The sequence below is a fragment of the Halococcus sediminicola genome (genome assembly GCF_000755245.1).
GTDB lineage: Archaea > Halobacteriota > Halobacteria > Halobacteriales > Halococcaceae > Halococcus > Halococcus sediminicola.
Map to the genome: position 1 here is coordinate 186,633 of NZ_BBMP01000026.1, position 22,176 is coordinate 208,808.

The following is a 22,176-nucleotide window of genomic DNA, read 5'->3' on the forward strand; positions in this document are numbered from 1 at the left end:
TATCGTGTCATTGGGGATACTTCCACCTTTTTACTCCTCGGCTATTTTCCCTCCAGTCGGCTACCATTCGTCACAAAACCTAACCTCCCGCACGCCACCGCTATCCGGAATGTTCAATTCGTATCAGTCGAGATCGACGTCGATCCACTCGCCGGCGCGCGCGGACTCGTAGGCGGCTTCGGTGACGGCGGTGACGCGCAGCGCGTCGTGGACGGTCGCGGGCGGCGCGCTGTCCTCCTCAATGGCCGTGAGGAACGCCTCGGCCTTGTTCACCTGCTCGTCGTGGTCGAGGTAGGGGACGTGTTCGGTGTTCTCGGTGTCGATATCGGTCACGCTGCGTGGTTCCCACTGCCGGCCGTCGAGCGAGACCGCGCCCTCGTCGTTCCAGAGGTGAATGTGCTCGCGGACACAGGGCAGATCGCCCGAGACCGTGACGTTCGCCGTCGCGCCGTTCGCGAACTCTATCAACACTGTGGCCTCGCTGTCGACGCGCCGTTCGTCGTCGACGAACTCCATGCGCGAGAAGACGGCCGTCGGCTCCAGTCCCGAGGTCCAGAGCAGCCCGTCGAGCAGGTGACTACCCGTATCGTAGAGCATCCCGCCGCCCGAGAGGTCGGGGTCGGTTCTCCACGTATCGGTGAACCGTGGGAGCCAGTTCTGCGTGATCTCGGCGGTCATCCACTCCGGTTTCGAGCCCTGAAATCGCTCGCGTGCGGAGATGAACGCCGGGTTGAGGTGGCGCTGGTAACCGACCATCAGCGTTCGAGAACTTCCCTCGACGCGCTCGGCGATCTCCTTGGCGTGGTCCAAGTCCGTGGCCAGCGGCTTGTCACAGAACACGTGCAGGTCCGCCTCGAGACCCGCGAGGATCTGCTCGTGATGGAGTGTGTGGGGCGTCCCGACGAGAATCGCGTCCAACTCCGTGCCCGCAATCATCTCCCGGTAGTCCTCGTACAGCGCGCCCTCGGAAACCCCGAATCGCTCGGCAGCGGTCTCCCGGCGGTCGGCGTCGATTTCGGTGATCGCCTCGACCGTCGATTTCGGGTGGTGGTGGAACTGGCCGCCGACGGTCGTCCCGATGTAGCCGGTGCCGATGACGCCCACGCGGAGTGGCTGGTCCGTGTTCATCGTCGGAACCAACGGCGAGTCGCGCATAAGGATGGCGTCATGGCTTCATCGTGTGGGTCGAATGTCTTTGCGTACCGGGACGCATAGAATCGGGGACCGTGAAGCGGTCCCGTGATGTGCAGTGGTAACGGCCTCCGACCGACACTATCACTCGACGGTGACCCACTCGCCGCGCTCGTCGCTTTGCTCGATGGCGTCGAGCACGCGCTGGACCCCGGTGGCAGTCTCGAAGGAGGGTTCATAGTGCTCGCCGGCCGCGACTGCCGAGAGGAACTCGTAATCCTCGTGGACGAACGTGTGCTCCCAGCCGAGCACGTGACCCGGCGGCCACCAGTGCTCGACGTAGGGGTCGGACTCGTCGGTCACCAGAACGGTCTCGTAGCCTCGGCTATCTCCCCGAAGCACCTCGAGTTCGTTCAGCCGTTCGAGCGAGAACTTCAAACTGCCCTCCGAGCCGTGTACTGCGATGGTGTGGTCGTTCTTGTGCCCGCTCGCCATCCGTGAGGCTTCGAAGGTACCCATCGCGTCACCCTCGAAGGCGGCCTGTGCCGAATAGGCGTCGTCGACGGTCACGGGGCGTGTTTCGTCGCCGTTCTCCACCGGTCGCTCCTCGATAAAGGTCTCCGTGTGGCCGCTGACGCGCTCGATATCCCCTGCTTGCTCGCCGACCAGAAAGCGCGCGAGGTCCACCGTGTGCGCACCGAGGTCGCCGAGCGCGCCGCTTCCCGCGAGGTCCGCGTCCATACGCCACGACCACGGGTCGTCGGGGTCGGTGCCCCAGTCCTGGAGGTAGTGTCCGCGCACGTGGCGAATCGTGCCGAGGTCGCCCGCGTCGATGAGGTTCTTCGCGTACTGGATGGCTGGCACGAACCGATAGTTGAACGCACAGCCCGCGATGGCGTCGCTTTCTCCTGCTGCGGCGGCCATCCGCTCGGCGTCTTCCACCGTGGGCGCGAGCGGTTTCTCGCAGAACACTGGTGTATCGGCTTCGAGCGCCGCGATCGACGGCTCGGGGTGGAGGTGGTTCGGTCCGAGGTTGTAGAAGACATCCACCTCGTTCATGGTGTCCTCCCATTCGGTTTCGGTGTGGGCGAATCCCAACCTATCCGCAGCGTCCGCCAGTGCTTCCTCGTCGCGCCCGACGAGCGTGTGGCGTTCGATGTCGGGTGCGTCGTCGAAGAACATCGGCAGGCGCGCGAAGGCGTTCGAGTGGGCTTTCCCCATGAACCGGTAGCCGAGGACGCCGATTTTGAGTGCCATGCCCACTCTACTCACGAGAGGTCCTTAGTCGTTCAGGAACTACTCGGCCCAGTACGCGTCGCCGGGCGTCGTGGCGAACACTGACCTGTTGAGCACGTCGACGGCCTTCTCCAGGCCCTCGCGCGAACTCGTCAGCGAGTCCTCGTGCTCGATGGAGAGTGCGCCGTCGTAGCCGACCATCCTGAGCGTCGAGACCACGTCCTTCCAGTGGGATTCGCCGTGGCCGTAGCCCACGGTTCGGAAGAGCCACGAGCGCTCGGTCTCCTCGGTGTACGGCGTCGTGTCGAGATAGCCCTTCACGCCGGCGTTCGCCTCGTACAGTCCAGTGTCCTTCGCGTGGACGTGGTGGATGCCCTCTCCCAAGTATCGAATCGCCCGCGGTACGTCGATGCCCTGCCAGTAGAGATGCGAGGGGTCGAAGTTCGCGCCGATTCGTTCATTGGTGGCCTCCCGCAACCGCTCCATCCCGGTGGGTTCGTAGACGAGCATATTGGGATGCATCTCGATGGCGACGTTTATGTCGTGTTCGTCGGCGAAGGCGGCGAGATCGGTCCAATACTCCTCGGCGACCTCCCACTGGTAGTCGTGGGCCTCCTTGTGGGCGGTTGGCCACGGCGCGGTGATCCAGTTGGGCACGTCGTCGTTCGGCCCACCGGCGGGCAGGCCCGAGAACGTGGTGACGGTATCGACACCCAATTGGGCCGCCAGTTCGATAGCCTCCCGGAGTTCCGTGTCGGCCTCGGTAGCATGATCGTCGTCGGGGTGGATCGGGTTGTTGTGGGTTGCGAGCGCGCTCACCCGGAGGTCGTGCTCGTCGAGTCGCTCGCGCAGTTCGTCTTGGGCGCTCTCGTCGTCGAGGTACTCCTCGCGCGAAAGGTGGTCGTCGCCCGGATTGCCGCCACAGCCGAGTTCGACGGTATCGACGTCGAGACCGGCGAGATAGTCGAGCGTTTCGTCGAGCGGCCGGTCGCCGAGGGGTACGGTGAGTACGCCAACGTCCATACGAACCTTGCCACGGGCGGGCGAATAAACCTTCAGGTCGTTTTCGTCTACTCCCCGGCCGGCGTCCCACGTCCGGACCGGCGTTCGCGGCGTACGCCCTCGTCGAACGGGTCTTCGAGTTCACCCATCACCGCCTCGAAGGCGTCGGTGGCGGTGAGCAGGCCGACGATCTCCTCTCCCTCGGTGACGAGCGCGAGCTCCTGGTTTTCCTCTTGGAAGCGGTCGATCGCGTCGCTGACCTCTTCGTCCATCGGGAGCGTCATCGGCTCCGTGGCGAGGTCAGCGATACCCACAGCGCCGCTCGTGAGGTCGTCGTACCGGTTCGTGACCGTCGGCAGATAGACGATGCCCCGGAAATCGTCGAGGTTCTCGCCCACCAGCGGATACCGCGAGTGGGAGTGCTCGTCCATGACCGCGAGGTTTTCGCCGGGCGTGTTTTCCGTCGAGAGCGCCACGACATCCTCCCGGTCGACCATGACGGTGCGGACCGGCACGTCGCCGGCGACGAGCGCGCCCAACACTTCCTGCTGGCGCTCTTTCGGCACGTCGGTGTTCCCGAGCACCGCCTCGAAGCGCCTGTGCAGGTCGGCACGGCTGTTGACTTCTTCATCTCCGGATTCGAGCCACGCACCGGTCATCTCGATGCCGAACAGCTCGAGCGTCCGCTTCGCGAACGCGTCGCCGACCCGCAACAGCGGCCAGATGGCACGCGTGAACCAGTACAGCGGGGTCGCACCGTACCGACAGACCTGCTGTGAGCGCTCGACGCCGAGGTAGGTTGGGGCCTGCTCGCCGTGGGTGAGATGGAGCAGGTTGATGATGAGAAAGCCCACGACTGCACCCGCGCCGACCGACGCGAGCACCGTGCCGGCGAACAGTGGCTCGAAGATCGCCGCCAGCGCCGGTTCGGCGACGATCCCGACCGCGATCGACGAGGCGGTGATGCCGATCTGACACCCGGTCAGATATATCTCGAGGCTCTGGGTCATCTCCCAGGCGCGTTCGAGACCGCTCACTCCCGGTTCGACGAACTCCGACTCGGTGTACTGCTGGGCGCGCGTCAGCGCGAACTCGACGGTGACGAAGAAGCCGTTAGCGAGGATGAGCGCGAGACCGGCGAGCAGTCGGATCGTGATCTCGGGAGCGTTCATGCCGGATCACTGTCCGAACCGGGCGTTCCCTCGCGCCCTCTGGCCCGCTGATAGGTGTCGAGGGGATCTTCGAGGTCACCCATCACGGTTTCAAAGGCGTCGGTGGCGGTGAGCAGGCCGACGATCTCCTCTCCCTCGGTGACGAGCGCGAGCTCCTGGTTCTTCTCTTGGAAGCGGTCGATCGCGTCGCTGACCTCTTCGTCCATCGGGAGCGTCATCGGCTCCGTGGCGAGCGCCTCGATTGCGACCTCGCCGTCACGGAACTCCTCGAAGCGGTTGGTGAGCGTGGCGAGATAGACGATCCCTCGAAGATCCCCGTCGCCGTCGAACAGCGGGAAGCGCAGATGCGGGTTTTCCTCGACGACCGCGAGGTTTTCCTCGGGTGTGTTCGCCGTCGAGAGCCCGGCGATGGCTTCCTTCTCGACCATGACATTGCTAATGGGCATCTCGCCGACCGCGAGCGCGTTCATCACCTCCTCGTGGCGCTCGTCGGGGAGGTCGCCCTCGGCGAGCACCGAGCCGAGCTGGCGGTGGAGGTCGGCCCGCCCTTCGATGACGTCGGCCTCCGATTCGAGCCACGCGCCGGTCATCTCCACGCCGAAGAGCTTGAGCGTCCACTTCGCGACTGCGTCACCCAGATCGAGGATCGGTCGAATGACGCGCGTGAACCAGTACAGCGGGGTCGCGCCGTACCGACAGACCTGCTTCGAGCGCTCAACGCCGAGGTAGGTGGGGGTCTGCTCGCCGTAGACGACGTGAACGAGGTTGACAACGAGGTAGGCGAGCAACACGCCCGCGCCGATCGACGCGAGCGCCGTCCCGCCGAAGAGTGGTTCGAAGATCGCCGCCAGCGCCGGTTCGGCGACGATACCCAGCGAGATGCTGGCGGCGGTGATGCCGACCTGACACCCCGTGAGATAGATCTCGAGTTCCTCGGTCATCGCCCACGCGCGTTCGAGACCGGTGACGCCCTCCTCGACGAACTCCGATTCGGGATACTGGCGCGCACGAGTCAGCGCGAACTCGATGGCGACGAAGAAGCCGTTGGCGAGGATGAGTGCCAGACCGGCGAGAAGTCTAGCGGTGATTTCGAGCGGTTGCATCGACTGCCGCCGTTATGGGTAGTGGACTGAAAAGAGTAGGGCCTGCGGTCCCGTCCGGTCGGGGCGGTCGTGGATCACCGTCGGTCGAGACGGATCCGGTCGACGCTCCACCGCTGATAGAGCGCGGAGAAGAGAAACAGGGAGAAAAACAGCGCTATCCACCCCAACACCGGAACGAGGACGAAGGCGAGAACGCCCATACTCGAAAGGGCGGTCACCGCCAGCGCGATCACCCCCAGCGCCAAGTAGTAGGTCGCCCACGGAACGTCGTTCTCGGGGACGGCCTCCATGTAGAGGGCAATCTGATCGAAGTCGTCGGCCAGCGTGATGAGCTTTCGATTGCGCTCGTAGTCGACGATCCCCATCTTGTCGAGTTTCGGGAGATGTGTCTGGTGGAGCGAGTTGTAGACACTCTCGCGGATGTTGCGCGGCGGCGGCTGCTCGCCGGTTTCGTGGGTGGCCAACTGCTCGGATAGCTCCCGGAGCGTCTGGGTGGTCTGCTCTCGCTGGAGGGCCCGGAGCACCTGCGTTCGCCGCTCGTTTCGCAGCACGTCGTGGATCTCGTACTCGGTAAGCGGTGTGGTATCTCGGATACTACTCATACCTCAGTTGTTGTCTACTGTTGGATTTCAATTTGATACCTAGGTATGTATATCACGGAACACGACCTGCCGACCGAGCGCCGGGCTTGCCGCCGGATTCGCACCGCCGAGCGGCGCTCTCGACACGATATCGACCGCTCCCGTGGCTCGGTTCGTCCGCCGCTCGCAGCAATTATCGACGGCACACGTGGAATAATTCGTCGTTCGAGCACTGGGTCGCGATTCAACAAGCCGTTCGGATTCACTAATCAATTAATATATAATATTCGATACGACCACGGCCTTCGAGAGGATGAGCGAAACCACACGCGAAGACGAGACCGCCTCCGCCGACGAGCGCACACGATCGCCTGTCGACAGCAACGACCGCGGGAACGGGTCGGTTCGTCCGTCCCGTCCCACGGACGTCGTCGCGCGAAACGGGGCAGCCGCTGCTCGCGATCACGATTATCGAATCGACATCGAGCACGATCCGCCACCTTTCCAGTCCTGTGAGGTGTTGGTCGCGATTCCGGCGTACAACGAGGCGTCGACCATCGGCGACGTCGTCGAGCGGGCACGCGAGCACGCCGACCGCGTCCTCGTCGTCGACGACGGCAGCGACGACGACACCGCCGACAGCGCGGCGATGGCCGGCGCGCTCGTCAGCGAACACCGACGGAATCGGGGCTACGGAGCTGCCCTGAAGACCGCGTTCACGACCGCACAGCGCCTCGACGCATCCCACCTCGTCGTCCTCGACGGCGACGGTCAACACGACCCCAATGACGTTCCCCGGCTGGTCGAGACCCAACGGGAGACCGCCGCCGCCCTCGTCATCGGCAGTCGGTTCGTCGAGGACGCCGCCTCGGACGTACCGCTCTACCGTCGCGTCGGTCTCGTGACGATAAACCTCCTCACGAACCTGAGCATGGGTGTCGTCCGCGCCGACTCGCGCGTGAACGACACCCAGAGCGGCTTTCGGGCCTACGACCGCGCGGCGATCGCGACGCTCGCCGAGGACGCGAGCATCGGTGACTGGATGAGCGCCAGCACCGACATCCTCTATCACGCCCACCAGTACGACTACGACATCGCGGAGGTCCCCATCGAGGTCAGCTACGACGTCGAGAACCCGAGTACGCACGCGCCGGTCTCTCATGGTGTGGCGCTCGTGCGGAACATCCTGAAGACCATCGAGCGCGAGCGCCCGCTGACGGCGCTCGCCGTCCCGGGGTTCTCGCTCACCTTCGGGGGACTGGGCTTTGGCTACTGGGCGACGGTCAACTACATCCAGTCGGGAACCTTTCCGTTCGGACTCGCGCTCATGGCCGTCTTCCTCACGCTCATCGGCATCTTCGCGTGTTTCACCGCCATCGTGCTCCACTCGTTGAGCACCTACTTCGAGAGCGCCAGACGCGAGGGGGCGCTGCGATGAGCGCGCCGGCGAACGTCCTCTCGTTCGATGTCGAGCACTGGCACTCGGCGACGCTGCTCAGCGACGCGGTGACCGAACCGGCATCACACATCGAGCGGTCGGTCGACATCGTCCTCGACGTGCTCGACGCCCACGACGTGCAGGCGACGTTTTTCGTCGTCGGCGAACTCGCCCGCGAGCACCCGGACGTCGTCGCCCGCATCGCCGACACGGGCCACGAGATCGCCTCACACGGCCACACCCACCGCCCGCTGTTCGATCTCGACAGGGAGGCGTTCGCGACCGAACTCGAGCGCAGCGCGACGGCCATCCACGACGTCACGGGAGCGGCTCCGGTCGGGTTTCGCGCGCCGAACTTCTCGGTGACGCGACGCACCCGGTGGGCGATCGAGATCCTCGAAGCGGCGGGCTATCGCTATGATTCGAGCGTCTTCCCCGTTCGTACGCCGATGTACGGTGTGAGCGGCGCGCCGATCCGGCCCTACCGCCCCGACGCGACCGCACCGTTCGAGGAGCGCGCCGAGGGTGGTCGACTGGTCGAACTCCCGCTGGCCGTGTTCCATCCCCGATTCAGGCTGCCGGTCGCCGGCGGGTTCTACGCACGCCTCCTGCCGACGTGGCTGCTCCGGCGCGGCATCGCCACTCTCAACGCGCGCGGCCTGCCGGCGACAATCTACTTCCACCCGTGGGAGTTCAACCCGGCGGTCGGGACCGCCGTCCATCGCACGTCCGTCCCGGCGACCGAACGCTTCGTCAGCGCCCACGGCATCGACGGACTGCGGGCCACGCTCGAAGCGCTGCTCGACGAGTTCCGCTTCGAGACGGCCGAAACCGTCGCACGCGAGTACGTCCGTGATGACCGTCACGACAGGGTAACTCGGCCCAAGGCCGGGGGGCAACGATGAGCCTTCAGGACTCGCCGCTCTGCCCGCAACACTCCGCGCGGCAGCCAGTCCAGCCCCCTTGTCCGGCGTGTCGGTACGAACGGCGGCTGGTCATCCACGATCACCACGTTCGGGCGCTCGAAGAGCGTGTCGAGCGCCTCGAAGCCACGCTCGATGCGCTCGAACCGTCCCGGGCGAGTGCGCCGAGGGCCGACCCATGACCGAGGGCGACGCGCTGACGGTGCGGTCGGTGTCACCGGCCCGTGACGCCGAGTGGAGTGCCTTTGTCGAGAGCCACCCGGCCGCGACGGTGTTTCACACCGCCGGGTGGGCGAGTGCCGTCGAAACGGCCTTCGGCTACGACCCCGCCCATCGGTGGCTCGCCGACCGCTCGGGAGCGGTTCGTGCGGTGATACCCGGCTTCGCCGTCGGCGAGGGCCTCGGCTCCAGTGTGCTCAACCCGTTCTGTGAGTACGGCTTCCCGCTCGTCGACGAGGACATTTCCGACGCGGCGGTGCTGTCCGCGCTCGACGACGGACGGACGCGAATCGTCAAGGACGCCGGCTGGAGCGGCGTGAGCGGCTACCGGTCGACCGGCTACGGCGGCGTTCCGACCGGGTCGGCCATCCGACTGGCGCTCGACAGGCCCTTCGAAACCCTCCGTGAATCGGCGTTCGACAGGGACGTCCGCCGTTGCGTGCGTACCGCCCGCGACCACGGCGTCACGGTGCGGGACGGCACGGTCGAGGAGTTCTACCCGCTGTATCTCGCCACGATGCGCCGGCTCGGCAGTCCGCAGTTTCCCGAGCGGTTCTTCACCGCGCTCGCGGACGAACTCGGCACGGGGGTCACCATCCGTCTCGCCGAGCGTGCGGGCGAGACCATCGCCGGGGTACTGCTGTTCGAGCACGGCGAGACCACAATGGTCTGGACGCCCGTCTCGCGGCGCGCTCACTGGGAACACCGCCCGAACCACCTGCTCTACGCGGAGGCCATCGAGCGCGCGTGTGCAGCCGGGCGCTCGACGGTGGATTTCGGCCGGTCGCGGCGCGAGTCGAGCGTTCACGGGTTCAAAGCCCAGTTCGGCGGCGTCGAGTATCCGCTGATGAGTTTCGTCACGCCGCCCCACCACGCCTCCCGGGCGTCGCTCGACGGCTACGGGCGGCTGGCACCGCTGACGCAACGGCTGGCACCGCTGATCACCCATCCGACCATCGGCCCGAAACTCAAGAGGGCAATCCATGAATGAGAAACTACTGACCATCGCATCGGGCATCGCACTCGCCGGAACCAGCCTCTACTGGCGACGGCGCGAACGGATAGTGACCAAGAGTCTGACCGCGACCCGGGACTGGGAAGCGAACGCGACCGGCGAGACCGACCGGGCGGTCGGGCGGGCAGCGAGGGAGGCGGCCGACCACCTCGACGCAGGCGTTGAGGACCTGCCCGAGCGGGTGCGGGCCGTCGACGAGGAACGGCGCGACCTGCGTCGGGAACTCGATACGGTCCGGGAGCGCTGGGCCGACGCGCTGTGGCGCGCTCGTTCTGACACCGACGCCGGCGACGCCGACGATGGCGGGCGGGGCGACCCATCGGTCTTTGTCGTCGAGTTCGAACACGGCGAACTGCCCGACGCGCGGGCGTTCGCAAAGCGTGCCATCGAGGACGAAGCCATCACGCTCGTGGCCGCCCACGGCGACGATTCCTTCGCCGTCGCGGTCGGCGAGGAGCTGTCCGAGGTGTTCAGCGCCGAAGACATTGCCGACGAACTCGCCGACGAGGTCGGTGGTGGGGCGGGCGGCACCGATCGACTGGCCGCCGGTGGCGGGGCGACGGGCGCGCTGGGCGACGGCTGTCGGCGCGTGCGGGAGCGACTCTTCCAATCGGATGCGGTGCACGCTGCATGAGTCGCCGGCGAGCGATCCACGACCAGCCCTCACCGGTAGACGACACATGACGCGCATCGAGCTTGGCGGGATGAAAGACCGTCTGCTCGCCGTTCCGTTTCGGCTGGCCGCCCGCTACGGCGTTCCGCCGGCGGTCGCCGCAGCGTACTGGCACATCGACCAAGCGTACTGTCGGGCACGGATGGCGGCTTTGGGCGGAACGATGGATGTTCGCGTCGGCGACGAGACCGTCACTTTCGGGCTGTCGACGCGGATGGAGTACCGGCGTGCGCGGGATTTGGGGGGCGAACGGGCTGTCATCGCGGCGCTGCTCGACGACCTCGACGGCACCGAGACCGTCTGGGACGTCGGCGCGGGCGTCGGCACGTACACCTGCTTCGTTGCAAACGCGCTGACGAGCGGTCACGTCGTCGGCTTCGAACCCGAGCCGACCAATCGGGCGCGTCTGCGCACGAACCTCGCGAACAACGCACTCGACGAACGTTGGACGGTGCTCCCGGTCGCGCTCGCCGACCGCGACGGCACCGGAACGCTCTCGTCGGAGTTCGTCGAGGCGGGCGGCGGTCACCACTTCCTCTCGACGGCCGAGACCGGCCGGCGGGTCCGGACGAGGCGCGGTGCGTCGCTGGTCGAGGATGGGTTCGACGCGCCGGACGTCCTCAAAATCGACGTCCAAGGGGCCGAAAAACTCGTTCTCGACGGCATGGGACCGCTCCTCGACACTGTGGAATCGATCTATCTCGAAGTCCACCGCGAGAAATGCACCCGATACGGGACTACCGCCGAGGCGGTCGAGGCGTCACTCCGTGGTGCGGGGTTTTCGCTCACGGCCTTCGGGAAACCGACCAATCGACGGTCGGGCGTGTATCTGCTCCGTGCATGGCAATAACCGCGATCACCCACTGCGTCCGTTTCCGGGCGCATAACAAACCATTCAACGAGGCTATTGATTCGTCATGAGCGCTCGTTCCGGCGTTCAACGTCCGCATAGTTAGGTCGTTCTCAATCATTCGCTCTGCCATGACACGGAAACCGAACACGCGCGAGTCCGTTCTCCTGCCGATCAACGATTCGGGGAGTAGCCTTACGTGTTTGCGGTCGCTCGGGAGTCGGGACGTGCGGACGATCGCCGCCTCTGAACGTCGAGACAGACCGGCGTTCGCCTCGCGCTACTGCGACGAGAAAATCATCATACCGTCGCCGTACGACGATCTGATCGCCTACAAGGACGCCCTCCGCACGCTCGCCGAGCGCCCGGACGTCCGGACCATCGTTCCTCACCGTGAGATAGATGCGTTCGTGCTGGCGAAGTACGAATCAGAGTTCGAAGATCATGTCGAGACGCTCTGGCCCTCCTTCGAGCAGGTTCGGACGGTCCACGATCGACTGCTGTTGGCCCATGCTGCGCGGGACGCCGGCGTTCCGATCCCGGAGACCTACTCGTTCGACGCGGTCGAGGACTGGGACCGCGAACTCATCGTCAAGCCACGCTACTCGTTTCTGACCGGCGAGTACGTCGATTCGCTGTCCGAACGCGACTGCGAGGGCAAGATGGATCCGGTGTACGTACCGGCCGGGACCGAGCCGAGTCTGGATGAGATCCACGACGAGATGCACGAACCGGGCGTCGATGCGCCCGACCACATTCCCATCGTCCAGGAACTCGTCAGGAGCACGGAGCACGAGTACGGCTTTCGCGGACTCTCCGAGCACGGCACGACCGTACTAACTTGCCAGAAACGACAATTGCGGGGGAAATCGTATGCGGGCGGCGCGAGCGTCTATCGCGAGACGATGGCCGATCCCGACATCGATCGATTGGGACGGCAGATCCTCGAACACCTCGACTGGCACGGGCTCGCGTCGGTGCAGTTTCTCTGGGATGACGAGAGGGAGAGATACGTCTTCACCGAGATCAACCCCCGTGTCTGGGCCTCTCTCGAAATGGACGTGCTGGCGGGTGCAGACTTCCCCTACGGACATTGGCTGGTTGCGACCGGCCAGTCGGAGCAGATCGAACGAGAATACGAGGCCGGCGTCGGCAACCATCTCCTCGTCGGCGAACTACAGTATCTTGCGAGTGTCCTCCGGGAGCGTTATCCGTCCATCGAGCGTCCCCCGTTCGGTCGCGCGCTCCGAGATGTTCTCTCGTCGTGTTACGAACAGCCACACTTCGATTACATCCACTTCGACGACCCTGGTCCGTTCGTCCGCGGCGTGCGCAACCAACTCGTCAGCGGACGGTCGGAGCAGACCGCTGGACAGTGACATCCCCCCCCTACCGCTCGCCTGACGATCCGCGCTTGAGGGTGAGGGTTCCTACTTTCGCGACGTTGTTTGCAGCGACCGCCTGAAAAGCACTCGTCGTATCACCTCCCTACTCGCACTCCCCTCGATCACGCTCGTTGAAGAAGGACATTGCCAACTAGAGTTTAGGGCAACTCCTACCGGAGATACTGTTGTGCGCCGAACAAGAGAGGGCGGAGGTCGTCGAGATGTGAAAAATCGAAATGGGGGTGTTCGATACCGGAGCGGATCATTGCCCAGAGCGTCGCGCGGAGTGGCGGGCGCTCGACGTGAGGGGAACTGTCCCGAAAGAGGCTGACGAGATAGCCCAACTCGCCGTCGAGGCGATGGCAGCCGATACCGGTCTCGTAGCCCGGTTCGATCTTCTCCAACTGACCCGTTGCAGCGAGCCAGTAGTAGTACGGGAAATCCGCGCCGGCCCGAACGGCCGCGGGCAGCGACTGCCACATCCGGGGGTTGATCTCGACGAGAACGAACTCCCCGGTATTTGCGTCCTCGATGTACTCGATACACGCCAGTCCGTGCCAGTCGAGGTGGTCGAGCAGCGCCCGTCCCACCTGCTCGAGCTCGTCGATATACACCGACTCCCGATAGACGCCGCCACCGCCGGTGTAGGAGTTGCCGCGGATCTGTCGGTGCTGGAAGGTCGCGAGCGGTTTGCCGTGGTCGTACAGCGCGGCGAAGACGTACTCGTCGCCCTTCTCGACGAACTCCTGGACGATTGGATCGTGGGCCATCTCCGTCCGGATCGCCGCTCTGTCCGGCTTGAGACCGGGTTCCGGATGGACGACCGTCTTTGTCACGTCCATCGATTCGGGCGGGTACGAGTCGATGTAGTCGTTCGTCAGGAGGTTGTACCGCGATTTGACGATGGACTTCGCCGACCAGTCGTCCGTCTCGGAGAGCAGCCGCGTCTCGGGGACGGGCACGCCCGCTTCCGTGGCGGCCTCGGCCAGCTGGAGTCGGTCGTGGACCCGTTCGAGTCGCTCGAGTTCGGGCACCACGAGCGAGACGTGCGCTTCGAACTCGTCACGATACTTCGAGAGCAGGTAGGCATCCGTCTCCCGACAGGGGATGACCGTCGAGACGGCGCGCTCGGCGACGATTTCGAGGAGTGCGTTCCGGTAGGCCACCCAGTCGTCGAGCGGCGAGGGCACACGGACGAACTCCCCACAGTATTTCGAGACGAACGGTGCATTGGGCTCGTGAGCGACGCCGATGGTCGGGATCCCGCGCATGCCGAGCGAGCGGATGCACTGATACGCTCCGGATTGGCTGCCAGTCGTCACGAGAACGGCTTCATCCGACATCGCTGTCTCGTTCATTCTATCGCATTGATCGTGGTATCATATAGCTAATTACAGAATAGACGGGTTGCAACCGTTTCGTTCGGAGTGGCAACCCTATCGGCCAACGCATCGACAGCATCACCGCTCGGCTCGTTCGATGGTATCAGAACAACACCCGCGCCGTTGCAACTCGAACCCTATCGACCAGCACCAACAGCGCGACGGCGTAGACGACCGCGCCGACGGCCATGAGGAGGACGGTTTCGAGCAGGGGTAGCGAGGCCGTCGACGCCGGGAGCAACACGAGCAGACACGCGCCCATGACGAGCGCGGCGACGCCTTCAAGCAAGATCTCCCGGACCGGAACGGAGAAACTGATCAGCGATCTGATGTAGTGGTAGGACAGTCCCGTCTTGAGAACCATCGCGACGGACGTAGCGATAGCGGCACCGACCCAACCCACCGTGGCGATGGCGACGACGTTCAACGCCACGTTCACGACGACGAACGCCGCATTCGTCCGGAGGGTGAGGTCTGGTCGGTCGAGCGCGTCGATGACTTTTCCGAAGACCACTTCATAACTGTGCAGCAGCCGCGCGAGGATCAGGATGGTGACCACCGTGGCTCCGACCCGGTACTCCTCGCCGAACATCGCGAGCAACGGCTCGGCGAGGATGATGCCGCCGACGAGACCCGGTATCGCCAGAATCCCGGTATAGACGAGCGATCGTTCGAGCAGGTCGGTGACGCGGTCGATGTCGCCTTGTGCCGCGAGGTCGCTGATGGTGGCGAACAGCGTCCGGCTGATCGCCGACGAGAGCAAGAAGAGCATACCAGTGATGCGCCATCCAAGTTCGTACACGCCGATGAGTGACTGTATGACGAACACGCCGAGCACGAGCGTGTCCGTCCAGACCCACGCCTCGGTCGTCACCGTCCCGACCCAACTGTACTTGGCGAAGTGATAGAGGCTCCGAAAGTGTTCCACTGATGGTCGCTCGAGTCGTAGTGTGAACAGCAGCAGTCCCGCCCCAACGGCCAGCAGTTGACCGATAACGTAACCGGCGAGGACGCCGATCAGCCCGTAGTCGAGTGAGACGAGGACGACCCACATGACGAGTTGGCCGACGGCGTGGACGAGCGGAAGCACGCCGGCCCGAGCGACCTTTTTCTCGCCGATGAGGCCCGATTCGAGCGCCTGTCGCAGGAGATACGCCAGCGAGCCAACGAGCAGGAACGGTACCGCCATCCCGTGACCGACGTACGACGTGATCGGCTCCTGGAAACCGACGACGACGAGACCGAGGGGGACGAACAGCGACAGCCGGACGAGGAGTCCGGCGGTGAAGAACTCGTCCCGGTCGGTTCCCTCGCTGATCCGCTTCTGGGTCGCCTCGTTGACGCCGACGTTCGTCAGGAAATCGAGAACCCGAACGACCGCGACGAACAGCGAATAGATCCCGAGGACTGCCGGTCCCGTCGCCGCTGCGAGATAGAATACACCAAGAAAGATCGCGATGGACATCCCGATCCGCGTGGCGAACGTCCCGAGCGAGGACTGGAGGAGTTTCGAGCCGTTCATCCGGTGGAGGCGAGAGAGCCGAAATCGGCGAATTTTTTTGCTATCTCGCCGCTGTCGGATGCGGGTGATGACTGCCTCTCGCTTGTTTCCATACTCTCTCCACTCCCCTTTGCCACTCAACTATTGAGCCGTTCAACCGGTCGGCACGGCGACACTCGTTGGCGCAATCGCGTGCACTGGCGAGCGGGCACTGCTGTTGACTGACTCGGCCGTCGATTGGGGAGGTGGGGTCGGGGGAGGGGGTTATAAACAACCAACGAATAGCCAATACCGCTCTCGTGATATGGCTGTTCAATGGGCAAGCTTACCGATACACTCCGTCGTGGACGGGAATCGACCGACACCGAGGGTCGCGCTGATACCCTGCTGTACGTCGTGCTCGCGGCCAGTCTCATCCTCGCTGCGGGGAGCGTCGGGTGGGTGGTCGCCGCCTCGGATCGCGGCGATTCGTTCACTGAACTGTCGTTGCTGACCGAGAACGAGACCGGGGTGGCCGTCGGCGACGACTACCCAACGAGGATGGTCCAGGGTGAGGAGACACCGCTCGTGGTCGCCATCGGCAACCACGAACACCGGGCGATGAACTACACCGTCGTGGTCGAACTCCAGCGTGTCGCTCGGACGAACGACACCACGGTCATCAGTGCCGAGCGCGAACTTCGTCGGTTCACCGCACGTGTCGAGGCAAACGAGACCCGCCAGCAGCGCCTCGCGCTCGCGCCCTCGCTGACCGGACCACGCCTTCGGCTGGCGTTTTTGCTTTACAAAGGCCCAGCTCCGGCCGACCCCTCGATGCGGACGGCCGACCACGAGGTCCACCTGTGGGTGGACGTGGTTTCGGAATGACCGACGGCCCGCTGCGAGTGATGAATCAGGCGCTAACGACACATTAATTATCGTATCAGAACGCGGAGAACGACCTAACTATATGGATCCTGATGACCGTCGCTCGACGCTGGCAGCATGGATGGTTTCGAAAAGCTCGTCCGCTCCCATGGTGGGGGTAGAACGAGCGGAGCCGGTAGCGGTTCTCGCCGTCGCTTGCTACCTGCTCGCTGTCGTCTTCGGCGCCGACGTGCTCGACATTGCCGTTGTCCGGACGGTTGCGGGGGTCGTCCTCTTGACCATCCTTCCCGGCTATCTGCTCGTTTCATCGTTGGGATTCGACGACGACTCACTCGGCCGGATCGCTCTCTACTCTGTCGGACTCAGCGTGCCTGTCGTGATCGCGACGGCTCTCGTGGTCAACTTCGCCCTGCCGGTACTCGGCGTCGATCGACCGCTCTCGGCGCGAACGCTAACGGCGGCCGTCTCGCTGCTCGTCATGGGGCTGGTCGTCGTCCGATACGGTCGGTACGGCGCTCGCAGTCGATCGCCACTCCGGCGGCTCTCGCTATCGGCAAGCGACTGGGTATTCGTCGGTCTGTTCACTCTTCTCCCCGCCTATTCGGTAGTGGCGACCGACTACGTGAACGCCATCGGCTACGAAAGCCCGGTCATCGCGCTGACGACGGCGCTATCGTTGGTTCCCCTCTTTCTCCTCTGGTGGCGTGGTTCGCCCATGCTCTATCCTTACGCCATCTGGTCGGTGGCAGTGTCGGTGCTGTTAGGGATGACGCTGGTCTCCGGGCATATCTGGGGGTGGGACATCCACTACGAGTACCACACCGCCGACACCATTCTTCGGAACGGGTACTGGGACCCGGTCCGGATGGATGCGACCAACTCGCTGCTGTCGATCACGCTGCTGGCGAGCATGTTCTCAATGCTCACCGGTCAGGAACTCGCATGGGTCTACAAGGCTGTCTATCCGCTGCTGGCCTCGCTACTGCCGGTCGCCATCTGGTATTTCGCACGGCGGCAGTTCGCCGATCGCTCGGTCGCCGTGCTCGCGCCGTTCGTCCTCGTGTTCTACTACGGCTTCTTCAAGACCATGCCCGACAAGCAGATCATCGCGGGACTGTTTGTGACTCTGGTGTTCGCCGTGCTCCTTGATGACGAACGCCCGACCACCAAAACGTGGGTTCTCGCCGGTGGGTTCGCCGTCGGTATGGTGTTGTCCCATTACGCCACGAGCCTGCTGTTCATCGGATTTCTGTTGTTCGCTCTCGCTGGCCGATACGCCCTCCGGGCGCTGCCGTCGGGCAAGGTTCCCACGGCCAGACTCACCAGACCGGCGTTCGTAGGGTTTGTCGGGATGTTCTGGCTGTTCTGGTATTGGCTCACGGCTTCGGGTGTGAACTTCTATCGCGTCCTCAATACGGGCGTCAGTACGGTCGAACAGCTGCTGACTCAATCCGCGTCAGGGCGAAGCGGCGCAGGCTATGCGACGATGGAGTTCGACTCGGTGCTCTGGGTGATCTACCAGTTCCTGCACGTGATACTCATCGGGCTTATCGGTATCGGCATCCTGCGAGCCGTCTACTCGCTGTATGCGGACCGCGAGACGCCTCAATCGGGCGAATTCGCCTTGCTCTCGATCGGCGCGTTCGCCTTTCTCGTCTCCTCGGTTCTGATGACGTTCAGTATGGGTTTCGACAGGATACTCCTGATCGTACTGTTCGTGCTGTCGCCGTTCACGGTCGTCGGTCTAACGACTTCTCTTTCGGTCGGCTCGTGGTCCGCTAGACGGTTCTCGCCAGCTTTCCGAGCGCGCATCGATGCCGTCCCGATCAGGAGTCTCTTCGCCGTGTTTCTCGCTGTCCTCTTCGTGTTCAGTTCGGGGACCGCGTTTGCCCTCGCCGGTGAGGAGGTACCGCCGTACAGCATCAATCTGAACGAGAGCGCCGGGTGGCCGGTATATAGCGATAGCGAGGTGACGGCTACTCGGTGGGTGACGACACACGACGGTCCCGGCGAGCCGGAAGTCGCCGTCTACAACACGAAGCAAAACGTCAATAGCCGCGACGGGCTCCTGTTACAGGAAGTCCTCGAAACTGAACACATAGAGCGGGTCTGGTTGGGAAAAACGGCCCTGGACGACTCCACGTACGTCTATCTGAGCGAAAAGCCGGTCGAGCGACCCGATGACGACATTGACTACAATTATATCGACGCGCGGCAGACGCCGTTCTACCGGGAAACACTTGCTAGGGCGAATAAGGTCTATAGCAGCGACAACGCGTCGATCTACCACGTCCCGCCGTGACCGCAATCGCACCGCTCGAACTCGGACTCGAACAGAGAACGTCACACTGGAGACGAACACTCCTACTGCTCTGATCCGTATCCACCCGATCAATGCCGGAACGAACACGGCGTAGACGACCGCCCCAGTCCGGCCACCGAGACGAGTACGGGATGGGAGAGGACGAAAACGGGACTGATCGAGCCTGTGTCACTTAGCCGACCAAATCGGTGCGTATGTCTTTCAACACATGCCTCGCATTTTCGAAGGTTATCGAGTAATCGACGGCGTTGGGTTCGGAAAATCGACCCCGTTGCTCTTCGAACGTATCGGGAAGACTTTCCGACACATCGGCCGGAGTGAACATCGGCCGTCCGTACGTCACCGTCGGTGAGAAGTAACTCCGAAAGAATCTCGCTTGTTTTTGTAGCGTCCAGTTCTTTCGGGTGGCCGCCGACGATTGCCCGAGGAATTCGCATGGAAACACGTAGGCTGCCCGCTGAATCGGTGACCGTCGGTGAAAGACGATTCCACCCTTCGAGTCCCAGATGGACGCCGCCGCGTACGCGTCGGCCGAGCCTGTCTTTCCCCGCACGGCGAGATTAAGATGGCCCCATACCTCCGAGCGAACTCTGCGGCCACGCGCCGGTGTCTCGTTCCAGAGATCCATGCCTTCGATGGCGCTGGGAACGGATCGTCCCTGTGCGGCGAGCGCCGTCGGGGCAATGTCGGTCCCGGAGACGGACCCCGGATACTCCACGTTTTCCGGGAGACCAGCACCGAGAAACACTGCCGGGACGTCCACAACTTTGGGAGCGAGAGGGTACAGATGGCCGAACCGTCCGCCGCTTTCGATTTCGCCGAGATGCTCCCCATGGTCCGCACTGAACATCACGAGCGTCCGCTCTAACAGCCCACGCTCGTCGAGGTCGTCGACAAGCGAAAGAAACCGGTCGGCGGAACTGGCACAGTCAGCGCGGTACCGCTCGTGGAGAGTGTCTTTTCCGGGATAGTCCGCGAAGAACTCCTTTCGTGTCTCGTAGACTCCGTTCGGGAATCCATATGGTGCGTGCGCACCGATGTCGAAGACGACGTGGACGAACGGCGGTTCGAGGTCTCCAAGCCACGACTCCTCGTCGAGATGGATCCACTGCAGCGGTGGCTTCTCGTCGTATTCGATGTACTGGGTCTTCGTATCGAACCCGACACTAATGTCATCCTCCTCGCACAGCAATTCGGGTTTCGAGGGGAGTCGATCCGTTTCGCGCCACAATTGATGTGTGCCGGGATACCTTCCCGAAACGATCGCAGGAAACGAACTGTGCGAGCAGGTGCTCGGTGCGATCGCCTTCGCCGTTACCCCGCGCTTTCGAATCTTCTCGGGAAGCGAATCGTAGCGCATCGAGTCGGCGACAAAGACGAGCACGTTCTCGACGGTATCACTCGCCGCGACCGCCGACAGCGGAGTGCGTTCTTGTAGTGTGGAACTCATTCGCGTACGTAGTTCAATACACTCACAATAGTCTATTGCGTGGTTAGATCGGTTTTGCACGTTGATGTGCGTGCGTAACGTTGGTGACGACGAAGACGGATGATGCCGATCACGGGCTTCCTGTCGTGCACGCACGTCTTCGACGAGTTCGAGCCACTGTGGCCAGAGCAGCGCTATCGAGCAAAAACCTATGTTACCGGTCTTGTTGCGGCCAGCACCAAGACCGTAGCGGGCACCGCACGCGAAGTTCTTCCGGCCGAAAGCAAACGCACCCTCAACGGATTCCTCGTCGAGTACGTCTGAGACGAAGAGCAGTTCAACCGCGAACGACAAGAGAAACTCCAGAAAGACGGTGAACGCGCTGGTCACGGGATGGCTACATCGTCCTCGACGACACGATTGCCGAGAAAACCGGGACGAAGTCCCCGGCATCGGCCACTTCTACGATCATGCGTTTATAAGGAACCAGTGAATATCCAATAACGTTCTCTCAGTATGGACGTAGTGATGCATAGAAACGTCGTTCTCGTCTGTCTCGATGCAGTACGGAAAGATTACTTCGAGAAGCATGCCAGTCGACTGAAAGCACTCTCCGAGGTGTCCTTCGACCAGTGCCGGGCGGCGAGTTCGTGGAGCGTGCCGAGCCACGCGAGCATGATTACGGGACAACTCCCCCACCAACATGGCGTCCACACCCACAACCGTGACTTCTCGACCATCGACCGCGAGCAAACGCTGTTCGAACAGTTGCCCGCGGAGTATCAGACGGTCGGCATCAGCGCAAACGTATACGCCGGTCCGTCGCACAATTTTGATAGATTCTTCGATACGTTCGTCAACGTCCCTCGGTATCAGTATTTCACCGAGGGACTGAACGCGACGGAGTTCATCCACAACGCGGATTCGACGGATCTCTCTCTTTATTTGGACTATCTGGCTGCAGCACTCGGCCACGAGAAACCGACGAAGAGCTTGGTCAATGGCGTGATGGCACAGGCTAAGCAGTTCTCGATGGGACGGCGCGTTCCCGACCCGATGGACGATGGAGCACAGGCCGCAAGCAGAGCAGCCACGAAACTGATCGCGGACACGGACCGCCCAACATTTATGTTCATGAATCTCATGGAGGCTCACGAACCGTACAGCCATTTCCGTGGGCTGGACCGGTCGCTACACTCGGCACCGTTGTCGTGGGTTCACTCTGCAAATGATTACTGGGATGTCGTGAACCAGCCTGGGGCCTATACCGAACACGTTCGATTACTCCGGGAGTTGTATGTGGCAAACGTGGACTACCTCGACCGTATCGTTGCGGAGTTGGTAACGACCATCCAGCAACGAACCGATCGGGAAACGACGGTCATCATTACGGCCGACCACGGCGAGAACCTCGTCTTTGCCCACGAAGACCATCTCCTCGGTCACAAGAGCAGCCTCTCCGAATCCTTGCTTCACGTTCCGCTAGAGATCATCAATCCACCTGGCGGGTACGCAGCGATCGAGTCGGGATACGTCTCGCATTGCCGACTCCCGGAGCTGATAGGGGGACTGGCACGTAATCGCTCTCCGGACGTATGCACGGAGCGAGTTGCCGCGGAACTCGTCGGAATGAGCGGCGGACCGGAACCACCGAGTGACCGGGAGTGGTGGGATCGGATGCAGCGCTGTGTCTACGACGGGTCACGGAAGGTCGTCTGGGACTCCGTCGGTCATGTCTCAGCGTACGATCTCGACGCGGACAGACCATGCTGGCAGGTGACTGGCGACGAGGCTGACGGCGTGCCGGCGTGGGCCGCCGAATTCTTCGATCAGGAGATAGGTGGGTACAAACGATCCGCCCGTGAAAACGAGCGACAACAAACCGTTGATGCGGCGACCCAACGGCGGTTGGCCGACTTGGGCTATTTGTAGGTCAGTACGCGATT

General features: G+C 63.3%; 19 protein-coding genes and 1 pseudogene. 11 read left to right on the plus strand and 9 right to left on the minus strand.

Translation table 11 applies throughout. The features are described from left to right. Positions 1-123 precede the first annotated feature (123 nt). From ACP97_RS17420 to ACP97_RS17445, 6 genes are all read right to left on the minus strand, one after another. Positions 124-1,128 (minus strand): Gfo/Idh/MocA family protein, encoded by a 1,005-nt coding sequence (locus ACP97_RS17420; protein ID WP_049999260.1) that lies wholly within the window; start codon positions 1,126-1,128, stop codon positions 124-126. Between the two features lie 147 nt (positions 1,129-1,275). Next, positions 1,276-2,388 carry a Gfo/Idh/MocA family protein gene (locus ACP97_RS17425; protein WP_049999110.1) on the minus strand — a complete coding sequence of 371 codons (1,113 nt, stop codon included), beginning with the start codon at positions 2,386-2,388 and terminating at the stop codon, positions 1,276-1,278. 39 nt (positions 2,389-2,427) lie between these two features. Continuing rightward, the gene (locus ACP97_RS17430; RefSeq protein WP_049999111.1) at positions 2,428-3,390 is read right to left on the minus strand and encodes a sugar phosphate isomerase/epimerase family protein; all 963 of its coding nucleotides are present in this window, start codon (positions 3,388-3,390) and stop codon (positions 2,428-2,430) included. A 47-nt stretch (positions 3,391-3,437) separates the two neighbouring features. Further along, complete coding sequence (locus ACP97_RS17435; protein WP_049999112.1) at positions 3,438-4,541, minus strand: CNNM domain-containing protein; 1,104 nt, start codon at positions 4,539-4,541, stop codon at positions 3,438-3,440. Continuing rightward, positions 4,538-5,644 carry a CNNM domain-containing protein gene (locus ACP97_RS17440; RefSeq protein ID WP_049999113.1) on the minus strand — a complete coding sequence of 369 codons (1,107 nt, stop codon included), beginning with the start codon at positions 5,642-5,644 and terminating at the stop codon, positions 4,538-4,540. Before ACP97_RS17440 ends, ACP97_RS17435 begins: the two co-directional genes overlap by 4 nt. Positions 5,645-5,718: 74 nt before the next feature. Next, complete coding sequence (locus tag ACP97_RS17445) at positions 5,719-6,246, minus strand: DUF7344 domain-containing protein (RefSeq protein WP_049999114.1); 528 nt, start codon at positions 6,244-6,246, stop codon at positions 5,719-5,721. A 292-nt stretch (positions 6,247-6,538) separates the two neighbouring features. On the opposite strand from ACP97_RS17445, the gene ACP97_RS17450 reads away from it, so the two are divergent. The 7 genes from ACP97_RS17450 to ACP97_RS17475 all read left to right on the plus strand — a co-directional run bounded on the left by ACP97_RS17450 (position 6,539) and on the right by ACP97_RS17475 (position 12,722). Next, a complete protein-coding gene (locus tag ACP97_RS17450) occupies positions 6,539-7,663 on the plus strand; it encodes a glycosyltransferase family 2 protein (RefSeq protein ID WP_079977699.1) in 1,125 nt (374 codons plus the stop codon). Beyond that, positions 7,660-8,568, plus strand: coding sequence for a polysaccharide deacetylase family protein (locus tag ACP97_RS17455; protein WP_049999116.1), 909 nt, complete (start codon positions 7,660-7,662; stop codon positions 8,566-8,568). The genes ACP97_RS17450 and ACP97_RS17455 overlap by 4 nt, the downstream gene beginning before the upstream one ends. Then, on the plus strand, positions 8,565-8,768 hold the full coding sequence (locus ACP97_RS20100; protein ID WP_154020063.1) for a hypothetical protein: 204 nt from the start codon (positions 8,565-8,567) through the stop codon (positions 8,766-8,768). The genes ACP97_RS17455 and ACP97_RS20100 overlap by 4 nt, the downstream gene beginning before the upstream one ends. Then, positions 8,765-9,796: a lipid II:glycine glycyltransferase FemX gene (locus ACP97_RS17460; protein WP_049999117.1), complete on the plus strand. Its 1,032-nt coding sequence runs from the start codon at positions 8,765-8,767 to the stop codon at positions 9,794-9,796. Before ACP97_RS20100 ends, ACP97_RS17460 begins: the two co-directional genes overlap by 4 nt. Continuing rightward, on the plus strand, positions 9,789-10,454 hold the full coding sequence (locus tag ACP97_RS17465) for a DHHA1 domain-containing protein (RefSeq protein ID WP_049999118.1): 666 nt from the start codon (positions 9,789-9,791) through the stop codon (positions 10,452-10,454). Before ACP97_RS17460 ends, ACP97_RS17465 begins: the two co-directional genes overlap by 8 nt. Positions 10,455-10,500: 46 nt before the next feature. Beyond that, positions 10,501-11,343 (plus strand): FkbM family methyltransferase, encoded by an 843-nt coding sequence (locus tag ACP97_RS17470; RefSeq protein ID WP_237561229.1) that lies wholly within the window; start codon positions 10,501-10,503, stop codon positions 11,341-11,343. 131 nt (positions 11,344-11,474) lie between these two features. Beyond that, the gene (locus tag ACP97_RS17475; protein ID WP_049999119.1) at positions 11,475-12,722 is read left to right on the plus strand and encodes a carboxylate--amine ligase; all 1,248 of its coding nucleotides are present in this window, start codon (positions 11,475-11,477) and stop codon (positions 12,720-12,722) included. 176 nt (positions 12,723-12,898) lie between these two features. Here ACP97_RS17475 and ACP97_RS17480 read toward each other — a convergent pair whose 3' ends face one another. Then, positions 12,899-14,086 carry a carboxylate--amine ligase gene (locus tag ACP97_RS17480; protein WP_202593657.1) on the minus strand — a complete coding sequence of 396 codons (1,188 nt, stop codon included), beginning with the start codon at positions 14,084-14,086 and terminating at the stop codon, positions 12,899-12,901. A gap of 127 nt (positions 14,087-14,213) precedes the next feature. After that, positions 14,214-15,632, minus strand: a complete 1,419-nt coding sequence (locus tag ACP97_RS17485) for a lipopolysaccharide biosynthesis protein (RefSeq protein WP_049999120.1) — start codon at positions 15,630-15,632, stop codon at positions 14,214-14,216. A 294-nt stretch (positions 15,633-15,926) separates the two neighbouring features. Between ACP97_RS17485 and ACP97_RS17490 the strand changes: the two genes are divergently transcribed. Both ACP97_RS17490 and ACP97_RS17495 read left to right on the plus strand, forming a co-directional pair. Continuing rightward, a complete protein-coding gene (locus ACP97_RS17490; RefSeq protein WP_049999121.1) occupies positions 15,927-16,478 on the plus strand; it encodes a DUF1616 domain-containing protein in 552 nt (183 codons plus the stop codon). A gap of 148 nt (positions 16,479-16,626) precedes the next feature. Further along, complete coding sequence (locus ACP97_RS17495; RefSeq protein WP_049999122.1) at positions 16,627-18,780, plus strand: DUF2206 domain-containing protein; 2,154 nt, start codon at positions 16,627-16,629, stop codon at positions 18,778-18,780. A gap of 193 nt (positions 18,781-18,973) precedes the next feature. Here the strand turns inward: ACP97_RS17495 and ACP97_RS17500 are convergent, their stop codons facing one another. Further along, positions 18,974-20,251, minus strand: coding sequence for a sulfatase-like hydrolase/transferase (locus tag ACP97_RS17500; protein WP_049999123.1), 1,278 nt, complete (start codon positions 20,249-20,251; stop codon positions 18,974-18,976). A 99-nt stretch (positions 20,252-20,350) separates the two neighbouring features. Between ACP97_RS17500 and ACP97_RS19395 the strand changes: the two are divergent. Both ACP97_RS19395 and ACP97_RS17510 read left to right on the plus strand, forming a co-directional pair. Continuing rightward, positions 20,351-20,705, plus strand: a pseudogene (locus ACP97_RS19395) (IS701 family transposase); the annotation flags it as partial. Positions 20,706-20,758: 53 nt separating this feature from the next. Next, entirely contained in the window at positions 20,759-22,162 is a 1,404-nt protein-coding gene (locus ACP97_RS17510; protein ID WP_079977712.1) for a sulfatase-like hydrolase/transferase, read from the plus strand. The last annotated feature ends 14 nt before the right edge of the window (positions 22,163-22,176 follow it).

Coding starts and splice junctions, on each gene's coding strand:
- ACP97_RS17455 (WP_049999116.1), top strand. CDS start 7,660: ATGAGCGCGCCGGCGAACGTCCTCTCGTTCGATGTCGAGCACTGGCAC.
- ACP97_RS17470 (WP_237561229.1), top strand. CDS start 10,501: ATGACGCGCATCGAGCTTGGCGGGATGAAAGACCGTCTGCTCGCCGTT.
- ACP97_RS17435 (WP_049999112.1), bottom strand. CDS start 4,541: ATGAACGCTCCCGAGATCACGATCCGACTGCTCGCCGGTCTCGCGCTC.
- ACP97_RS17440 (WP_049999113.1), bottom strand. CDS start 5,644: ATGCAACCGCTCGAAATCACCGCTAGACTTCTCGCCGGTCTGGCACTC.
- ACP97_RS17495 (WP_049999122.1), top strand. CDS start 16,627: ATGGTGGGGGTAGAACGAGCGGAGCCGGTAGCGGTTCTCGCCGTCGCT.
- ACP97_RS17450 (WP_079977699.1), top strand. CDS start 6,539: ATGAGCGAAACCACACGCGAAGACGAGACCGCCTCCGCCGACGAGCGC.
- ACP97_RS17475 (WP_049999119.1), top strand. CDS start 11,475: ATGACACGGAAACCGAACACGCGCGAGTCCGTTCTCCTGCCGATCAAC.
- ACP97_RS17500 (WP_049999123.1), bottom strand. CDS start 20,251: ATGAGTTCCACACTACAAGAACGCACTCCGCTGTCGGCGGTCGCGGCG.
- ACP97_RS17425 (WP_049999110.1), bottom strand. CDS start 2,388: ATGGCACTCAAAATCGGCGTCCTCGGCTACCGGTTCATGGGGAAAGCC.
- ACP97_RS17420 (WP_049999260.1), bottom strand. CDS start 1,128: ATGAACACGGACCAGCCACTCCGCGTGGGCGTCATCGGCACCGGCTAC.
- ACP97_RS17485 (WP_049999120.1), bottom strand. CDS start 15,632: ATGAACGGCTCGAAACTCCTCCAGTCCTCGCTCGGGACGTTCGCCACG.
- ACP97_RS17430 (WP_049999111.1), bottom strand. CDS start 3,390: ATGGACGTTGGCGTACTCACCGTACCCCTCGGCGACCGGCCGCTCGAC.
- ACP97_RS17445 (WP_049999114.1), bottom strand. CDS start 6,246: ATGAGTAGTATCCGAGATACCACACCGCTTACCGAGTACGAGATCCAC.
- ACP97_RS20100 (WP_154020063.1), top strand. CDS start 8,565: ATGAGCCTTCAGGACTCGCCGCTCTGCCCGCAACACTCCGCGCGGCAG.
- ACP97_RS17490 (WP_049999121.1), top strand. CDS start 15,927: ATGGGCAAGCTTACCGATACACTCCGTCGTGGACGGGAATCGACCGAC.
- ACP97_RS17510 (WP_079977712.1), top strand. CDS start 20,759: ATGCATAGAAACGTCGTTCTCGTCTGTCTCGATGCAGTACGGAAAGAT.
- ACP97_RS17460 (WP_049999117.1), top strand. CDS start 8,765: ATGACCGAGGGCGACGCGCTGACGGTGCGGTCGGTGTCACCGGCCCGT.
- ACP97_RS17465 (WP_049999118.1), top strand. CDS start 9,789: ATGAATGAGAAACTACTGACCATCGCATCGGGCATCGCACTCGCCGGA.
- ACP97_RS17480 (WP_202593657.1), bottom strand. CDS start 14,086: ATGAACGAGACAGCGATGTCGGATGAAGCCGTTCTCGTGACGACTGGC.